The sequence below is a fragment of the Mariprofundus sp. EBB-1 genome, assembly GCF_003665155.1.
Taxonomy (GTDB): Bacteria; Pseudomonadota; Zetaproteobacteria; order Mariprofundales; family Mariprofundaceae; genus Mariprofundus.
Genome location: NZ_RCFQ01000025.1, coordinates 1 through 16,232 on the forward strand (window position 1 = coordinate 1; position 16,232 = coordinate 16,232).

The 16,232-nt window shown below is 45.8% G+C and carries 16 protein-coding genes; 11 read left to right on the forward strand and 5 right to left on the reverse strand.

The features are described from left to right. Window positions 1-355 precede the first annotated feature (355 nt). The 7 genes from D8Y20_RS10030 to thpR all read left to right on the forward strand — a co-directional run bounded on the left by D8Y20_RS10030 (window position 356) and on the right by thpR (window position 7,463). Window positions 356-1,660: a DUF3422 family protein gene (locus D8Y20_RS10030; RefSeq protein WP_121543319.1), complete on the forward strand. Its 1,305-nt coding sequence runs from the start codon at window positions 356-358 to the stop codon at window positions 1,658-1,660. A gap of 126 nt (window positions 1,661-1,786) precedes the next feature. Beyond that, complete coding sequence (locus tag D8Y20_RS10035; RefSeq protein ID WP_121543321.1) at window positions 1,787-2,254, forward strand: GyrI-like domain-containing protein; 468 nt, start codon at window positions 1,787-1,789, stop codon at window positions 2,252-2,254. A 596-nt stretch (window positions 2,255-2,850) separates the two neighbouring features. Further along, window positions 2,851-4,038: a N(5)-(carboxyethyl)ornithine synthase gene (locus tag D8Y20_RS10040; protein ID WP_121543323.1), complete on the forward strand. Its 1,188-nt coding sequence runs from the start codon at window positions 2,851-2,853 to the stop codon at window positions 4,036-4,038. 171 nt (window positions 4,039-4,209) lie between these two features. After that, the gene (locus D8Y20_RS10045) at window positions 4,210-5,025 is read left to right on the forward strand and encodes a class III extradiol ring-cleavage dioxygenase (protein WP_121543325.1); all 816 of its coding nucleotides are present in this window, start codon (window positions 4,210-4,212) and stop codon (window positions 5,023-5,025) included. A 188-nt stretch (window positions 5,026-5,213) separates the two neighbouring features. Then, the gene (locus tag D8Y20_RS10050; protein WP_121543327.1) at window positions 5,214-6,224 is read left to right on the forward strand and encodes a rhodanese-related sulfurtransferase; all 1,011 of its coding nucleotides are present in this window, start codon (window positions 5,214-5,216) and stop codon (window positions 6,222-6,224) included. A 166-nt stretch (window positions 6,225-6,390) separates the two neighbouring features. Further along, window positions 6,391-6,753 (forward strand): SH3 domain-containing protein, encoded by a 363-nt coding sequence (locus D8Y20_RS10055; protein ID WP_121543329.1) that lies wholly within the window; start codon window positions 6,391-6,393, stop codon window positions 6,751-6,753. A gap of 158 nt (window positions 6,754-6,911) precedes the next feature. Beyond that, the gene (thpR, locus tag D8Y20_RS10060; protein WP_121543331.1) at window positions 6,912-7,463 is read left to right on the forward strand and encodes an RNA 2',3'-cyclic phosphodiesterase; all 552 of its coding nucleotides are present in this window, start codon (window positions 6,912-6,914) and stop codon (window positions 7,461-7,463) included. An 18-nt stretch (window positions 7,464-7,481) separates the two neighbouring features. On the opposite strand, the gene D8Y20_RS10065 is transcribed toward thpR, so the two are convergent. Together D8Y20_RS10065 and D8Y20_RS10070 are read right to left on the reverse strand one after the other, a co-directional pair. Further along, window positions 7,482-8,207: a class I SAM-dependent methyltransferase gene (locus D8Y20_RS10065; RefSeq protein WP_121543333.1), complete on the reverse strand. Its 726-nt coding sequence runs from the start codon at window positions 8,205-8,207 to the stop codon at window positions 7,482-7,484. Window positions 8,208-8,211: 4 nt separating this feature from the next. Further along, the gene (locus tag D8Y20_RS10070; RefSeq protein WP_121543335.1) at window positions 8,212-8,619 is read right to left on the reverse strand and encodes a VOC family protein; all 408 of its coding nucleotides are present in this window, start codon (window positions 8,617-8,619) and stop codon (window positions 8,212-8,214) included. 145 nt (window positions 8,620-8,764) lie between these two features. Between D8Y20_RS10070 and D8Y20_RS10075 the strand changes: the two genes are divergently transcribed. Further along, window positions 8,765-9,670, forward strand: coding sequence for a D-hexose-6-phosphate mutarotase (locus tag D8Y20_RS10075; RefSeq protein ID WP_121543337.1), 906 nt, complete (start codon window positions 8,765-8,767; stop codon window positions 9,668-9,670). Between the two features lie 211 nt (window positions 9,671-9,881). On the opposite strand, the gene D8Y20_RS10080 is transcribed toward D8Y20_RS10075, so the two are convergent. Then, complete coding sequence (locus D8Y20_RS10080; protein ID WP_121543339.1) at window positions 9,882-10,367, reverse strand: hypothetical protein; 486 nt, start codon at window positions 10,365-10,367, stop codon at window positions 9,882-9,884. A 118-nt stretch (window positions 10,368-10,485) separates the two neighbouring features. On the opposite strand from D8Y20_RS10080, the gene D8Y20_RS10085 reads away from it, so the two are divergent. Next, on the forward strand, window positions 10,486-11,166 hold the full coding sequence (locus D8Y20_RS10085; RefSeq protein WP_121543341.1) for a Crp/Fnr family transcriptional regulator: 681 nt from the start codon (window positions 10,486-10,488) through the stop codon (window positions 11,164-11,166). Between the two features lie 396 nt (window positions 11,167-11,562). Next, window positions 11,563-13,935: an AsmA family protein gene (locus D8Y20_RS10090; RefSeq protein WP_121543343.1), complete on the forward strand. Its 2,373-nt coding sequence runs from the start codon at window positions 11,563-11,565 to the stop codon at window positions 13,933-13,935. A gap of 145 nt (window positions 13,936-14,080) precedes the next feature. Here D8Y20_RS10090 and D8Y20_RS10095 read toward each other — a convergent pair whose 3' ends face one another. Both D8Y20_RS10095 and D8Y20_RS10100 read right to left on the reverse strand, forming a co-directional pair. After that, window positions 14,081-14,881, reverse strand: a complete 801-nt coding sequence (locus D8Y20_RS10095; RefSeq protein WP_121543345.1) for a TatD family hydrolase — start codon at window positions 14,879-14,881, stop codon at window positions 14,081-14,083. Continuing rightward, on the reverse strand, window positions 14,874-15,629 hold the full coding sequence (locus D8Y20_RS10100) for an HAD-IA family hydrolase (RefSeq protein ID WP_121543347.1): 756 nt from the start codon (window positions 15,627-15,629) through the stop codon (window positions 14,874-14,876). Before D8Y20_RS10100 ends, D8Y20_RS10095 begins: the two co-directional genes overlap by 8 nt. Before the next feature lie 99 nt (window positions 15,630-15,728). On the opposite strand from D8Y20_RS10100, the gene clpS reads away from it, so the two are divergent. Next, on the forward strand, window positions 15,729-16,058 hold the full coding sequence (gene clpS, locus D8Y20_RS10105; RefSeq protein WP_121543349.1) for an ATP-dependent Clp protease adapter ClpS: 330 nt from the start codon (window positions 15,729-15,731) through the stop codon (window positions 16,056-16,058). The last annotated feature ends 174 nt before the right edge of the window (window positions 16,059-16,232 follow it).

Here is a 16,232-nt window from a genome sequence, read left to right on the forward strand (position 1 = left end):
ACAGTGACAGTTTACTAAATACACTATTTAGGCGAAGCTAAAAAAGCAGGGTTAGGTCGACAGATAAAGCCCCAGAACGTGGGCCAAAAATAATAATTAAGTATATTTAGTAAACTGTCCCCTTGTTTCGGTCTTCCATGAAATACCCTGGCTCGACTGCATGCTCCTAACCCCAGCCGGAGGTACATTAAAATCGCTAATAAGGTGACATGATGTTTCTGCACTCTTGCCTTATCCTCATGTTTTTAGTGAACTGAATTAGTATCCTGTTTCTTTTTCGTTAGGCTTCGTTCAGTTTCTGTCATCACAGAAGTACTGTTGTAAAAGTAATTTATCGGAGAAAACTAATTTCCTCATGAGCATCGATCTGCCGAATAGTCATAATCAACGCCATTTACTCAACGATGAATTGCATCAACATCCCTACGAAAATCTCATTCCACCTGAGCGCGTGATTTGCATTGGCATGCAGGTAAGCCCTGAGCAACGGGCTATGGAACTTGTGCACCTACAGCGCCTTTTCGATCACTTCGGTCAAAGGCTGGAGCTGGATGGTGATCGCATCCGATGTAATTTTGACGCGTTTCGCTTTAAGCTGGAAAAGCATCAAGAGTTTACCCGTTACAAATTTATTTTTGCGATTGATTCCGACAATCATGAAGACCCGTTTAGTGGTAACCCACTGGATCAACTGCCGAAAGGTTGGCTGGCCTCGCTGCCCGGTAAAATGCTGACTGCCATGGATGTGCCTATTTTATCTTATGCAGAAGGTTCCTCATCAACGCAAATGATTGAGCGCTTTGGCCACTGCTTCAGCCAGCAGACTTTAATTGCTTCACTGGTTGGTCGTAGTGAAGGGCTGGTTATCACCGATTTTGCGATTCGCAACGATGGCATGTTGCGTATGCTGATACTTTCTCGAGCGAGCTTACCGTCGCAGAACGGCCGTCTCATGCTTCGCCTGGTTGAAATTGAAACTTATCGTATGCTGGCAATGCTGATGCTTCCGGATGCCAGAAAATTATTACAAAAACTGCCTCAGTATGATGCGCGTCTAACCGAGCTAACCAGCGCAATATCGCGTGGATCAGGTAGAGATGATGAACAACTACTCGATGAACTAAGTACTTTGGCGGCCAATGTCGAAAGTCTGGTAGCCTCTAACTATCGCCGTCTGTCGGCTTCGCGTGCCTATTTTAATCTGGTTACACAGCGCTTAAGTGACCTGCATGAACAACCCATCGAGCTGGTTCCCTCGCTGCGCGGTATCTTGAACCGCAGATTGGAGCCTGCGCGTATGACTTGCGATTCTGTATCCCATTGGCTTGAACAGCTTTCACAGCGTGTGACGCATGCCAGTCAACTGCTTCGAACCCGTATCGATGTTGGTCGTGAGAAACAATCACAGGATCTGCTTAAGGCGATGAATGATCGTTTCCATTTGCAACTGCGCCTGCAGTCTGCTGCCGAAATGTTATCTGTGGCGATCTTTTCCTTCTATGCGATTGGCCTACTCTCCTACATGGGAGAAGCTGCCGCTCAACTCCTGTCGCTGACTTACAATCCCATTCTATTTAAGGCATTCGCCGTGCCTCTGGTGACAGCGAGCGCCATCTTTTTTGTACTTCGATTACGAAAAAGACGAACACAGCAGGAATAATTGTATCGTTCTTCTGAAGTTCGATGCATAAAGAGGCAGTGTGATTATTAAGAATAGAGATTGGCTTTACATCTGGTAATAACGCTTTGTATGTATTGTTGGCAGAATGGTTAGCATCAAAAGCATATGAGAATAGATATCGTAAACATAAAAGCCATCAAAGTTGCTGCATTAGAACATCAGGGTGAGCCCGAGACTTTGGGTGAGTCTGTTGAAAATTTTAGAGCCTGGCGCAAAGAGAGTGGATACTCACCTGTGGCTAATATGCGTACCTTTGGTTTGGCTCACAGCAATCCGGAAGCCAGACCTGTTCAACAATTTCGTTTTGATATTTGCGGCGAAGTTGATGCTGACATCGTTGCAAACACCTATGGGGTGATCAATAAGGAAATTCCTGCTGGTCGTTGCGCAAAAGTGCGGCACACGGGTTCACATGATACATTGCAGTTACAAGTGAACGCCATTTCTCGCGATTGGTTGCCGAGTAGCGAAGAGGTTAAACGTGATGCTCCGATCTTTTTTGAATACCTGAATGTTGTGCCCGAAGTGGCAGAGAATAAGCAGATTACCGATATTTATTTTCCACTAAAATAATTTAACACGGTTAGAGAAATACCGAAAAACTACACGTCCATATAGTTTTCAGCTCTCAGTGCGGCTGCTTTGCGACCTGTGCATATTCGCTAAAACAGACAAATACTGTATGGTGGTCGATCTGCGTAGCGAAACCGTTGAACCCGACATGCTGGTTTATCGGTTTTGTGAGAGTTTTATCCCTTCACTACGCGGTTACTTGGAAGATGCTTGTTTATTGGCTCCTGCCAAACATAGCTAGTAAAAGAAAAAAACGTCGTTTTCTTTTACTTACAAACCAACCACTTAAGTGGCTGGTTTTCAACCCGTCCATGGACAGCTCGGAAACACTGAATAAATCAGCACTTCCTTAATAATCCATGGTGTTTGTTAATATGGACACTCCTTTTGATTTTATCCGCCGCTTTGGCAGCTCCGGCCATCATTGAAACGTTTCAATAAAAAACACCTGTATGTGCAGGTTGTTTTCTTTTTGCCCTCTTGCGAACGCAATAGGTCTGAATGGATCCGAGTCACACAGATCAAATCTAAAAAAACAAGCCCCGGTGTTGATGGTATGCATCTTCAACATGTCTGTCGGGCACAAGGAAAGCATCATGCGTAAAAAAACATTTGGAGTCATCGGGACTTCAAGAATGGAGAATGAGCAACGTGTACCGATCCATCCAAGACATTTGTCACGCATGCCCGCAGAGCTGCGTCAGCAACTGGTGTTTGAGCAGGGGTATGGTGAACCATTTGGCATTTCAGACTCGGAGATTGTTGCACAGAGCGGAGGCATGGCCACGCGCCATGAACTATTGGCTGAGATTGGTTCTGTAATTATCTCCAAGCCAATGGAAACTGATTTTCAGGAACTTAAAGAGGGAGGAACCCTTTGGGGTTATGTGCATTGCACACAGCAACGCGCGGTTACGCAGATTGCAATCGATCGCAAACTGACGCTCATTGCCTTTGAAGATATGTTTGTCTGGAGTCCCACCGGACAGATTGGTCGTCATACGTTTTATAAAAACAATGAAATGGCCGGCTATTGTGCGGTAATACACGCCCTGCAACTCAAAGGTATCGATGGCCACTACGGCAACCAGCGCAAAACGATTATTTTCAGTTTCGGTGCGGTCAGTCGTGGAGCTATCTATGCGCTCAAGGCACATGGATTCAGAGATATCACCATCTGCATTCAGCGACCGGATCACGAGGTGCGTGAAGAGGTGCTCGATTGTCACTATGTCACCATACGGGCAGGCGGAGAAGGTGAACCGCGTTTGTTGGTGCAAGAGCACGATGGCAGTGAGCGACCGTTGTCGGATCTGATCAGCGAATCAGATATCATCATTAATGGGGCTTATCAAAATCCAGATCATCCCATCAATTTTGTGACCGAAAAGGAGAGTACCTGCCTTAAACCCGGCTGCCTGATTATCGATGTCAGTTGTGATGAAGGCATGGGTTTCTATTTTGCCAAACCCACCACATTCAATGCGCCGATGTTTAAGGTTGGCACGGTCGATTATTATGCCGTTGATCATACACCAAGCTACCTCTGGGAAAGTGCTTCACGTTCTATTTCAGCTGCAATGATTGTGCATCTACCTTCTGTACTAGGAGGACGAGAGGGCTGGCAGGAGAATGAGACGATTCGCCAGGCTGTGAATATTGATGCCGGTGTGATTCAAAAACCGGTCATTTTGTCGTTTCAGCATCGTGAGCCTGACTATCCTCATGCAACAATAGCTGCAGTGAATCATAGGGATGTTAGCTTGGATGCTCTTCCTGCATAGCAACTCATGCAGACAAGTATGGCATAAGAGATCACTGTTATCAGACGGTGGTCTTATCCATTGCAAATGGAATATATAATCTCATCGCTCGTACTATAGCAGGTGATTGTCTAAGCTTGCTCGGCGCTGATGATTGTGGTTTGGAGACAGCATGATTGACTGGAGGACAGCATGACTATTTGTTCTAATGCATCTTTAGCTCCGGTGCTCTATCTGCCGCATGGCGGCGGGCCGTTGCCGCTATTGGGTGATCCCGCGCATCAGGAGATGATAAGCTGTCTTCAACATGTGGTGACATTGTTTGAGAAGCCATCGGCTATTGTTGTGATCAGTGCCCATTGGGAGGCCGATAGGCCAACTATTACCAGTGGTTCACAGCCAGCCTTGATATATGATTATTATGGTTTTCCGAAAGAGTCGTATGATATTCAATACCCGGCAGCGGGCGAGCCAGAGCTGGCTCGAAATATATTCGATCTATTAAAGCGTGCCGGTATCGATGCTGCATTGGATGGAGTACGGGGATTTGATCATGGCATGTTTGTGCCGTTGAAAATCATGTATCCGGATGCTGATATTCCCAGTGTGCAAATATCCCTGCTGCACACACTCGATCCATTGCAGCATATTCAGATTGGTAAGGCTTTGGCTGCATTAAGAGCGCAGAATGTATTGATAATCGGATCGGGATTGTCATTTCACAATCTTAAAGCCTTCTTTTCAACATCGACTGATCAGGGCAAGGGCTTGAATGCATCCTTTGAACGCTGGCTAATGCAGACCTGTTCAGACCGTGAGATAGATGAAGTGGCGAGGACGTATGCGTTGAGTCATTGGGAAGATGCGCCCGGAGCACGTTATTGTCATCCCAGAGAGGAACATCTGCTGCCCTTGCATGTCTGTTATGGTTTGGCGCAAGCGCCAGCCGGAGATGTATTTACAATGGATTTGATGGGGAAATCCATCAGTTGTTACCTATGGCGGTAATCCTTTGGAAAAGTAATAGTCTAATCAATAGAGTCGGTTGATCTTCCCAATAAAAACAGGCTGGTTTTTTTCATGCGACATGCAAAAGCTTTCAAACAAACAGAGGCTGGGTCAGCCTGCGCCGCGGAATATGGTTCGCCACATACTTCACATTGGCGTGTTTTATTAACAAGTTATCCGGAGAACATATGAAAATCATCGTTGCCGCACTCTATCACTTTGCCACGCTGGATGATTACCGGTCCATGCGTGAACCGCTGCAGCAGTTTTGTGTCGAACACGGCATTAAGGGCTCACTGTTGCTGGCCGACGAAGGCATCAATGGCACGGTGGCAGGAAGACGAGAAAATATCGATGCGCTGCTGGTTCATCTGCGCAGTGACGCGCGCCTGCAGGGACTCGAACATAAAGAGTCGACGGCCACGACATGGCCGTTTTATCGCATGAAGGTGAAACTGAAAAAGGAGATCGTCACGCTCGGCGTGGAAGGGGTGTCACCGACTGTCTGTGTGGGTACCTATGTTGAGCCACAAGCGTGGAATGCCGTGATCGCTGATCCTGATGTGCTGGTGATTGATACGCGCAATGATTACGAATATGAAATCGGCACCTTTAAAGGTGCGCTGGATCCGAATACGACCGCTTTCCGCCAGTTTCCTGCATATGTGCAGGCCCATTGCGATCCGTTGAAACATAAAAAAGTGGCGATGTTCTGTACCGGCGGTATCCGCTGTGAAAAAGCTTCGGCCTATATGTTGCAACAGGGTTATGAAGAGGTATTTCATCTCAAAGGCGGCATTCTGAAATATCTCGAAGAGGTGCCTGAAGATGAGAGTTTGTGGCAGGGCGAGTGTTTCGTCTTCGATGATCGGGTGACCGTCAAACATGCGCTGGAAGAGGGTGATTATGAGCTCTGCCGGGGTTGCCGCTGGCCATTGGCTGAAGCCGACAAGCAGTCTGAACATTATGAAGAGGGCGTCTGCTGTGAACGCTGCCATGATGTTTTGACAGCTGACAAGCGCAGTCGTCTTGAGGAACGAAAAAAGCAGACCCGTCTGGCCAAAGAGCGCGGTGTGCCACATCTGGGTATGTCACTGCAAGAGGCGAGGCAGCGTAAACGTGCTGCCAAGCAGGCGCTGGGTGCAAAGGTTGCGAAGCATCTGTTGATTGAACCTGATGACGGCAGTACGCCTGAATAGGAGATGATATACATGGTGATACTGGCATATTGAAACAATGAAATATCTGCTTTTGACAGTGCGGGTGTAGTCCGTAGCTTGGGGCAACAGATGAACAGTTGGAATGTAAGGGAGACTTCCCATACGTTTTTAACTGGAACATCAAGGTGTGAGGAGAACTTACGAAATGAAAATAACGAGACTAATGATTGCAGCAGCGGCACTTTTTACTGTTTGTGCGCTGGCTGATGGTATCTATCCTGCCTTTGCACCGGTTTCTGTGGCCAATGCTGAAGCAGAAGGGCCCGCACTAAAATTGATAAAGTCTGCCAAATTACATGTTGCTGCTTCGGGCCCGTCTCATGTTAGTGAAATAGTGTATCAAGATGATGTTGTCATCTGGCTGGATAAAGTGGATGTCTGGGTTCAGGTACGAGTGAAAAAGAATGGTCATGTTGGTTGGATTCATCACAGCTATCTGAAAGCAGCTGTAAGTACGTCTTCAGCACCGGCTAAAGCCAGTACTGTGAATGAACAGGGAATATTATAAACGCAGGGTCTGTTTAACGCTCAGTTTTCAACTAAAAAAGACAGCTCTTTAGAGGCTGTCTTTTTTTATGGCGTGTAGATAGAACAGGGTGATCATCTGTAGCGGCTGTATCACGTTCATCATTGTACTATCACTAACATTTGCAGTACGCTTTTATCATGCGTCTGTTTATTGCTATTCCACTGCCTCATCAGATTCAGCAAGCACTGGATGCCTGGTGGCATGATGAAAGACGGTTGTTACCCGGCTGGCGCAGTATCCCGGAAATCAACAGACATCTGACACTTCATTTCCTGGGTGACATCCATGGTAATAAATTGGATGACCTTGCTGAAAGCCTTGAAGCTAACTTTGCAATCACTGCTTCTATGCAGCTGGCCATCAATGGCATGGGTTTCTTTCCCTCTCCGTCCAGAGCCCGCACATTCTGGGTAGGGGTTGATGATCTGGATATGGCACTAGCAAGAGCTGCACGCCAATGTCGCAGGCTTTGTCAGCAGGTGCAGGATAAACATGGCAAAGCGACACCTTTTCGAGCCCATATCACCATGGCCAGACATGCAGAAAAGTTTACAATTCCGAATCTTGAACAGTTCAGTGCACCACCATATCTATGCTGGAATGCTAATGAAGTACATCTGATCCAGTCCAGACTAAGGCCGGAAGGGGCGAGTTACCGGGTGCTTGAGCGCATCACTCTGGATGGATAAATCATAAGAGCCTGTGCTTCAGGCTGGCGTTGCATGCGCTTTGTGTAACAGATCAATACGAACAGGCATCTGAAAATGGGCTCCATTGCTGCTCATGTGGGATTCAAACTGCTGTTTAACGCTGGCAAAGAGGTCATCGGGTAAATGATGATCGGTATGGGTGACGTTAAGAATCTTCTGTTCAAAATCAGCAAAGTCTTCGAAGTGCATGGGAGCATTGAAAAAGCATTGCTGTTGCAGTGAAAACAGTCCTGACTCCACGCTCTGTTTGACCGCATTGAAGGCGGCAATGCGCACGGCTTCTTCGTCATGAAATATTTTCAGCAGATCGTTGAAGTCACCTGCAAATACCGGTTCGGAAATATAGGCAACACCACCGGGTTGAAGTACACGGTGAATTTCCTGCAGTGCCCGATCCATTCGCTCAAGCGGCACATGGTGCAGTGATTTAAACATGAGTACGATATTGAAACTGCTATCCGGACAAGGGATCTGTTCTGCTCCAGCTTTGATAAATGTGACATTGGGTAGATCGTTAATACGCTGATGATAACGATGCTGGATTTGATCTACTTCCAATGCGGTAATGTGGCGGGCCATACCGTCTGTTGCGATGGCGCGTGTTATTTCAGCTTTGCCACAGCCCAGTTCCAGAATGCGCTGATTATCAAGTTGCAATAATGTGTTATAGATATCCTGTTCGGGGCAACAGCGCGTTATGTTCTCATCAGAAATATGCATCATGGTGCTAAAGCTGCCTGTCGTCCTGCACAATTTCTAACAATATGCCATCGGGGTCTTTGATGAAAAAATAATCGATGCCGGTGCGGCCATGCATGACCTGCACATTATCGGCAAGCTTGAGCTGTTGTAACTGTTGCAGTGCAGCGTGGATATCGCCCACACGCAGACCAAAGTGTTTGATGCCGATGCGGGGAAGATCACTTGCAAGATCACGAGAAGTAAGCGGGGCAGGTGAAGTGTTTTTAAAACAGAAGAGTTCCAGCAGCAAATCACCCTGTTTCAGATGCACAATCCTGGCTGAGTCATCATCGGCCTGCCAGTGATAGACCGGTTGAAAGTGTAGGGTGCTGTAAAAGGCAATGGATGCATCAAGGTCGGTGACACTCAAGGCGACATGGTGAAGACTAAACATGTTCGCATCCTATTCAGATAGCCTGTGATCAAGCAACCAGTGTTGTTTGCAGTCAGATCCTACGGTAACACGTAATGGGTCATTGTGCAGAAGAAATATGAAGCATAGATTTGTTTGTGGATATATTTTGAAACATGGAGGGGACATGGGAAATCTTGAACAGATGAATAGTGACTTTGGCATTGACGGGCAGGTAAGGTTTCTGGCTGGTAAAGGTGGTATGCCGATGGTGAAGGTCGGCAATGCTCTGGGTGAGGCATCTGTTGCATTACAGGGTGCGCACGTACTGAATTTTCAGGCTAAAGGGCAGCAACCCTTGATCTGGATGTCTGATGAAGCTACGCACGCACCGGGTAAATCATTGCGTGGTGGTGTGCCGATTTGCTGGCCATGGTTTGGACCTCACGGCACCGATGCATCGCTGCCAGGGCATGGCCCGGCACGAACCGTTGATTGGAAGCCGGTTGAATCGGTTGCATTATCAGATGGCAGGAACAAAGTCAGCTTTGAGATGATTGAAAACGATAAAACCAGAGCTGCATGTGCGCATCCCCTACGCGTGCGTTTGCATATCACGGTGGGTAGTTCGTTATTATTGGAAATGGAAACAACCAACCTCGGAGACTCAACATTTACCTTGGGTGAAGCCTTGCACACATATTTTCTGGTAGGTGATGTGCGAGAAGCGCAAATCAAAGGGCTCGATGGATCAATCTACATCGACAAAATGGATGGTTCTGTGCGCAAAGAGCAAAATGGTGCGGTTACAATCAGTGGTGAAGTGGATCGAATTTACCTGGATACCGGCGTGAAATCTGAAATTATTGATCCGGTCATGGCTAGAAAAATCATTATCAAATCCAGTGGTAGCGCATCAACGGTAGTGTGGAATCCCTGGGTTGCCACAGCCAACAAAATGGGAGATCTCGGGCCTGATGGATATCTGAATATGTTATGCGTTGAAACGGTGAATGCTGCCGATGATGTAGTGGCGTTGGCAGCAGGAGCAACACATCGCATGATAGCGGACTATTCCAGTCAAGCTCTCTAAACGCTCTTGCCGTTGGAGTCTATTGCATTGTAGGGCAGCTTCTGCCTTTCACAATATTTAAAGATAGAGGGATGAACGCTGTATTATTGCAGCGTTCATCTGCTTGTTGGGTGTGGTAAAGGTGGTTGACCGGTTATCAAGGCAGTGTTAAAAAAATAAGGATCGCTCCGCTGTTTTCACTGTTTCAGGTGATTGCTTTATATTAGAGCTTTTATTTCGTTGGAAAATCACTTTTCTTGGATTTATTTGACAGCTTTTCTAATTCGCCCTTTGGTATTTCTATACATGCCGGACATATGCCATGACTAAATTCTGCTTCTGAATGATGGTCTATATACTGTTCTATTTGTGACCATTCACCTTGTTCATCTTTAATGTTTTTGCAATATGAACAAATGGGAAGTACTCCCTCCAGGATTTTTATTTTTTTAGAAGCTTTTTGTAATTCATTGTTTTTAGCAATAAGTAACAGGTTTAATTTGCGTTCTTCTTGCAAGCGTCTAATCGAAAACACAACCGTACAAATTGAAAAAACAATAAAGCTTAAAATAAGTCCATCTATATCATGGCGCTTTTGATTTGAAGATATTTGCATGATCATCTCAAGCAGATCAAGCTGAGAAAAAATGATAAATGAAACCAGCGTTGCCAAGGCTAGTATAAAGATTAAGTATTTTTTGATTATAGGATTATTCAAGAATATTCTCCCCAACCTGATGGACCGATATTCTGCCGTGTGTTAGTTGAAAACATCCGTGAACTATTTCACAGACATGTAAATAAATATTGCTATCTTCTAGCTTTAGGGAGTAAAAATGCATACGACAACCAAGCCATTGATAGATGGAAGCCGGAAAACCTTTCAACCAGAGGATTTCCTGGGGGCGACTAAAATCAAAGTAAAAAAAGGCTATTGTTTAGTTCGTGAAGGAAATGAAAGTCAGAAAATAGCTTATTTGATTGAATCTGGTTGCGTGGAAGTGGTGACCGAATGTTATGATGGCACACAAACCGTGTTGTATAGTCTATACCCTGGTGATCTGGTTGGAGAGCTGACCATGATGGGAGTGCATAAGCGCTCGGCAAGTATCTATGCTATTGAGGAAACGTCGCTATTAATCATTAACGAAAAAACATGGGATTTGAGTATGAAAAATCCAAGTTTTATGATCGATATATATGCAATGTTGTTATACAGATTCATTGAAACAACCAAGGTTGTCAGTCGTCTTGGTCAATCCACAGTATTAGAGCGCCTGGGCACCTACTTGCTGACGCTACCGCAATGGCATGAGCACAACGAAGATCAAATTATGGTAAGATTACCTACGAACACACAACTTGCCTGTTTACTTAATTGTACTCGAGAGCGGATGAGTAAAGTGATGGGTAAACTCTATCATTTGAAGGCCGTTGAAAAACATGACAGTGGTGGGGGAATGATCATATACAGGTCCAAATTAACTGCTGTGCTGGTAGGCGGTAGTGATAAATAGCAGCGTTCTGGACGCAAAAAAAAGGTGACAGTGTGATTATCGTTGCTATTGCGATGTACCTGTAGTCACTGTTTTTGCACTGGGTGAATTCATGTTTTGTAATGAAAAGAACGACAGTTCATCCGATAACACCTGAAATAATATCCGCTTGGTGGCTGTTGGTTTCACGGAGTTCACTGAATCCGATGATTGCCGACTTCTTGTTTGTTTTAGTCCGCGATAGCAACTTCACCCGCAATAGATAACAGTACGGCACTTTTTAATAGGATCGCTACAGTCTCTGGTGAGTATTGAAACATGCATGAAATGCTCAGATACAAGGTGATAAATGCTTGTGTATATTATTACTGTACCGTTGAATGGGTCGGCATAAATCCACACTGAGAGCGGGTATTGATGGTTAAAAGAAGTGTAAAATTACTGATGACAGTGTTGGTTGGATTGGTGCTGCTGTTCATGTTCGCATGTGGTGGACTGGCACTGTATTTGAAAAACATGGATTTCAACAGCTATAAGCCCTTGTTCAAAGAGGCTATGTTCGAAGCCATCGGCCGAAATATGGATATTGACGGGGTTATGGAATTGACCTTATCCATGCATCCATTATTGACCGTAGATGGATTGCATCTGGCCAACGTGGCAGGTGGATCACGTACGAATATGATGAATGTCGGGCGTATGGAGATTCAACTCTCCTTAATGCCTCTGTTGGGCGGTAAATTGAAGGTAGATCGGGTTTATTTGATCGCTCCGGATATTTTATTGGAAACCCTGCCATCAGGGGCTAACAACTGGAGTTTTGAGAATGTATCGGATCAGGGTGATGAGAGAGAAACAATAGAAAAGGCTACAGAATCAGATGCCCTGTTAATACCTCAAATTCAGCAAATAGTGATGCGGGATGTACAGATACATTACCATGATAGCATGGCTGAAGAAGACCGTTCTCTGACATTGACAGAATTAGCGTTTGACCAGTTACCGAATGACACGCGATTGTCACTTCGCGGTCAGGGCAAAGTGAACCGGGATAATTTACAGTTCAGCGGCATGATTGATGATTTGCCAGGCTTGTTGGCGAATCGCGTGATTCAACTGCAGGCCTTTCAAGCCGAATATGTCGGAATGCATATCTCTTTCAGTGGAAGCATAGCGCAACCATTGGATGCGCAAGGGATGAATCTGAATCTATTATTAGAGACCGATAGCATGAATCCGGCTGCCAAAGCATTCGATTTTGAGCTACCGCATGATTTCCCGTTGAAGATGCAAATGGGTATCACAGATAGTGACGATGGTTTTCAATTCTCGGATATCGAGCTGAAAATGGCTGATAGTGATCTTTCCGGAGCGCTGAATCTGAACCTTATGGGCGAACACCCATCGATTGATGGGCTGTTGCATTCCATTAATGTTGATGTCACCCGGTTTTTGCCGCTTGATGCGCAGAATGCCACGCTTACGCAAGCGCCTGTATCTGAGATTGAGGATACAGTGCCGCAGAATAAACAAGCGATATTGCCAGCCGAGGCTATCGATTTTTCTGCCTTGAAAATGGCAGACGTTAACTTGGAATTGCAGCTGAAACTGCTGAAACTACCAAACGTTGAACTGCATGATGTGGATACTAAAATCAATCTTGCAAATGGTGTGTTGGCGTTGAATCCATTTTCACTGATTATTGCAGGAGGAGAGTTTCCAGACAGCGATCTATCTGGAGATTTAAGCCTGAATATTACGGGTGAACGCCCATCCCTTGATGGGAAATTGAGTTCAACAGACTTTGATCTCACCAGGTTTTTACCTGTTGAGGAAAAGGATAGCCGTGAACTTATACCGTCTGACAATACAGCACAAAAGCAGCCTGCGAAGCAACGCTTGTTTTCTGCTGAAGAGATCGATTTTTCTCCGCTGAAGCTGGCAGATATTGCATTAGGGTTGCAGTTGAAACGACTGAAACTACCTGACCTTGAGCTGCTAAACTTAGATGCCAATATCCATCTGAAAAATGGTGAGCTGGCACTAAATCCATTTTCTCTGGGAGTTGCGGGTGGTCGTATGGGCGGGTCGGTGAAGCTTGCCTCGATGATGCCACAGCCATCCATTGCGATGACCTTGAAGATTGCCGACATGCAACCATCTTTTTTTCTGCCTGTAGAGAAGGATGGGAAAACACAAATTGAGGGTGCTCCGGTCAATGCCGATATTACATTTACAGGTAGTGGTAAATCGATCGCTGAGATGATGGCACATGGTGATGGTGAGTTACTGGTCAAGCTGGGGAAGGGGCGTATTCAGTCGCAAGCATTGCGTTTCATCGGAGGTGATGTGTTGATGAATTTAGCGAACACACTGAATCCGTTCGCCGAAAAAATGGATTATAATGTGCTGCAATGCGGTGTGGTGCACTTTCGCATCAATAATGGAGATATGCATACCCGCAATGGCATTGCGTTTGAAACGGATCGTATGAATGTCATTAGTAGCGGCCATGTGAACTTGGCCAGTGAAAAGATTAATCTCTCAATCAATACAGAAACGCGAGAAGGATTAGGCTTGAACGTAAGCAATATGGTCAATGTTGTGAAGTTGGGTGGTACATTGGTGGAGCCTGGTATCACTGTAGATGCCGGCAAGACAGGTATGGTGGCGGCACGCACTGTGGGAGCTATTGCTTCCGGAGGCCTCTCTATCATCGGAGAAAGTCTGATCAAGCGTGTAATCGTCGATACATCCCCTTGTGATACAGCAGTCAAGATGGCGGAATAAGTTTATCGGGAAGTTCAATTCCAGATCAATTGTGAACAATGATGATCAAACTGCTGATTTAGCTTTGCGATAACAGAACTAAGGAAGTGCTGACTCCTTGCCGGATGCAATAAACAAGCTCACTAATGATTGCTTCGTCTATTTGTTAAGCCCCGATGTTAAAACGTTTCAACGCATTGGCAGTAGTCTGTTTAGCCAGCGTTTCCAGACTTACACCCCGTACATCGGCGATGCATTCAGCGATATGGCGTACATAGGCCGGTTCATTGCGTTTGCCGCGATAGGGAACAGGGGTCAGATAAGGGGAGTCGGTTTCAATTAACAGGAGATCATCAGGTATTTGAGCCGCGACCTCTCGCAAGGCTGGATTATTTTTAAAGGTGACATTACCTGAAAAAGAGATTGAAAAACCGAGATCAATGGCCTGTTTGGCTGTCTGCCAGTCGGAGGAGAAGCAGTGCATGATACCACCGCATCTGTCCGCGCCTTCATCTGTTAAAATACGAATGCTTGCTTCATCGGCATTGCGGTCGTGCACAATGATCGGTTTATTGCAGGCCTTGGCTGCCTGTAGATGGGTGCGAAAACGTGACTCCTGTAGTTCGGGTTCAACACTGTTGCGGAAGAAATCCATACCGCTCTCACCAATAGCTACACAACGCGGGTGCTCGGCCAATGATAATAGTTCATCCACTGTCGGTTCTTTCGCTACTTCATGATTGGGGTGAACACCGGCACTGAACCAGACATTGTCGCGAGCTTCCGACAATGCCCTTAGTTCAGACACATGTTCCAGGTCAACAGCAACAACTATACAACGATCAACACCTGCCTCAGACATGCGCTCAAACATAGCATCACGATCATCGCTGTAATGCGGGAAATTCACATGGCAGTGGGTATCAATCAGGCTGATATGATCGTTGAGTTTGTGTTGCTCAGCCATGCATGATGGCCTGTAGATGTTTGAGTTCAACATGGTGAATATCAAGTGCATGCGGATTTTGAAGTAGCTTAATAGCATCACTATCTGCTTCGCCTAGTTCAGATACCACCAGGTCAGCACCGGTGAAATCATGATCAGCGGTATAATCATTGATGGTGATAACACATTTCATGTCGGCATCGCGCACAGATTTCCAACCATTACTGGAATCTTCCAAGGCAATGGTTTCGGCTGCAGATACGCCGAGTTTATCGATGGCATAGAGATAAATATCTGGTGCAGGTTTTTTGGCAGGTACAATGTCACCGGCCGCCAGCACAGCAAAACGATCAAACCACTCTTTGCCGAGAGAATGCTCAATTAGTGCATCAAGGGCTGCCGGAGTAGTGGTAGTGGAAACACCGAGTGTGATGCCCGCTGCATAGGCTTCTTCGAGTAGGCGACGCACACCGGGGCGAAGTGGAATAAGTCCATCTGCAATGAGTGTTTGATAATGAATGGTTTTGCGGGCGTGCAGTTTAGCGATCTCTTCAAACGGCATCTCAGGCATGCCGCCGCGATCAATATCAAAACGAATACGCTCTTTGCCACCGGTGACAGCCAACAGTTCACCATAGGTTGCAACATCCCATTGGCGGGAGAGGCCCGCTTCTTCAAAAGCCATATTAAAGGCTACACGATGCCCGTCACGTTCAGTATCGGCCAAGGTGCCGTCAACATCCCATAAAATACATTTCAGTTCTGCCATGGTGATTAACCTCCAAGATTGGTTTCCGTACTTTTAGCATGAAAAAAGCTTCATCATATCATCATTGCCGATCAAGTAAGCTGCGCTTACTATCAGCGCATGAGCCAAATTGAGACCCCGGAAATCGTTCGCAAGGCTGCGACAGAAACAGCTGAACCTCAATATAAACGTCCCCCTATGTATCGTGTGGTTATGCTGAACGATGATTTTACACCGATGGATTTTGTGATTGAAGTGCTGGTACGTTTCTTTCATAAGTCGGAACAAATTGCCAACACACTGATGTTACAGATTCATAATGAGGGTAGTGCGCGCTGTGGTGTGTTCACGCGAGATATTGCTGAAACAAAGATGCAGCAGGTTGAAACAGCCAGCCGTACCAGTGGACATCCGTTGCGTTGTATCATCGAAATAGATAGCGAGGACTGATGCATGTTACATGCATGATACCTTTCTGAATTTTGCTTTTTAGAAAGTGGCATCAATGTTGCAGGTTGATAGTGAGATGATTGGCTGTGTTAAACGATGGGGTTGTACACGGGTACGTTGGAGTATTCGGTACGACAGATTAGAAAGAAAGAGTGTTCAATATTCCAGGAGGAG

What these genes read in the sequence shown, in the direction of transcription:
- D8Y20_RS10030 (WP_121543319.1), top strand. Translation starts at nt 356, where the DNA reads ATGAGCATCGATCTGCCGAATAGTCATAATCAACGCCATTTACTCAAC.
- D8Y20_RS10035 (WP_121543321.1), top strand. Translation starts at nt 1,787, where the DNA reads ATGAGAATAGATATCGTAAACATAAAAGCCATCAAAGTTGCTGCATTA.
- D8Y20_RS10040 (WP_121543323.1), top strand. Translation starts at nt 2,851, where the DNA reads ATGCGTAAAAAAACATTTGGAGTCATCGGGACTTCAAGAATGGAGAAT.
- D8Y20_RS10045 (WP_121543325.1), top strand. Translation starts at nt 4,210, where the DNA reads ATGACTATTTGTTCTAATGCATCTTTAGCTCCGGTGCTCTATCTGCCG.
- D8Y20_RS10050 (WP_121543327.1), top strand. Translation starts at nt 5,214, where the DNA reads ATGAAAATCATCGTTGCCGCACTCTATCACTTTGCCACGCTGGATGAT.
- D8Y20_RS10055 (WP_121543329.1), top strand. Translation starts at nt 6,391, where the DNA reads ATGAAAATAACGAGACTAATGATTGCAGCAGCGGCACTTTTTACTGTT.
- thpR (WP_121543331.1), top strand. Translation starts at nt 6,912, where the DNA reads ATGCGTCTGTTTATTGCTATTCCACTGCCTCATCAGATTCAGCAAGCA.
- D8Y20_RS10065 (WP_121543333.1), bottom strand. Translation starts at nt 8,207, where the DNA reads ATGATGCATATTTCTGATGAGAACATAACGCGCTGTTGCCCCGAACAG.
- D8Y20_RS10070 (WP_121543335.1), bottom strand. Translation starts at nt 8,619, where the DNA reads ATGTTTAGTCTTCACCATGTCGCCTTGAGTGTCACCGACCTTGATGCA.
- D8Y20_RS10075 (WP_121543337.1), top strand. Translation starts at nt 8,765, where the DNA reads ATGGGAAATCTTGAACAGATGAATAGTGACTTTGGCATTGACGGGCAG.
- D8Y20_RS10085 (WP_121543341.1), top strand. Translation starts at nt 10,486, where the DNA reads ATGCATACGACAACCAAGCCATTGATAGATGGAAGCCGGAAAACCTTT.
- D8Y20_RS10090 (WP_121543343.1), top strand. Translation starts at nt 11,563, where the DNA reads ATGGTTAAAAGAAGTGTAAAATTACTGATGACAGTGTTGGTTGGATTG.
- D8Y20_RS10095 (WP_121543345.1), bottom strand. Translation starts at nt 14,881, where the DNA reads ATGGCTGAGCAACACAAACTCAACGATCATATCAGCCTGATTGATACC.
- D8Y20_RS10100 (WP_121543347.1), bottom strand. Translation starts at nt 15,629, where the DNA reads ATGGCAGAACTGAAATGTATTTTATGGGATGTTGACGGCACCTTGGCC.
- clpS (WP_121543349.1), top strand. Translation starts at nt 15,729, where the DNA reads ATGAGCCAAATTGAGACCCCGGAAATCGTTCGCAAGGCTGCGACAGAA.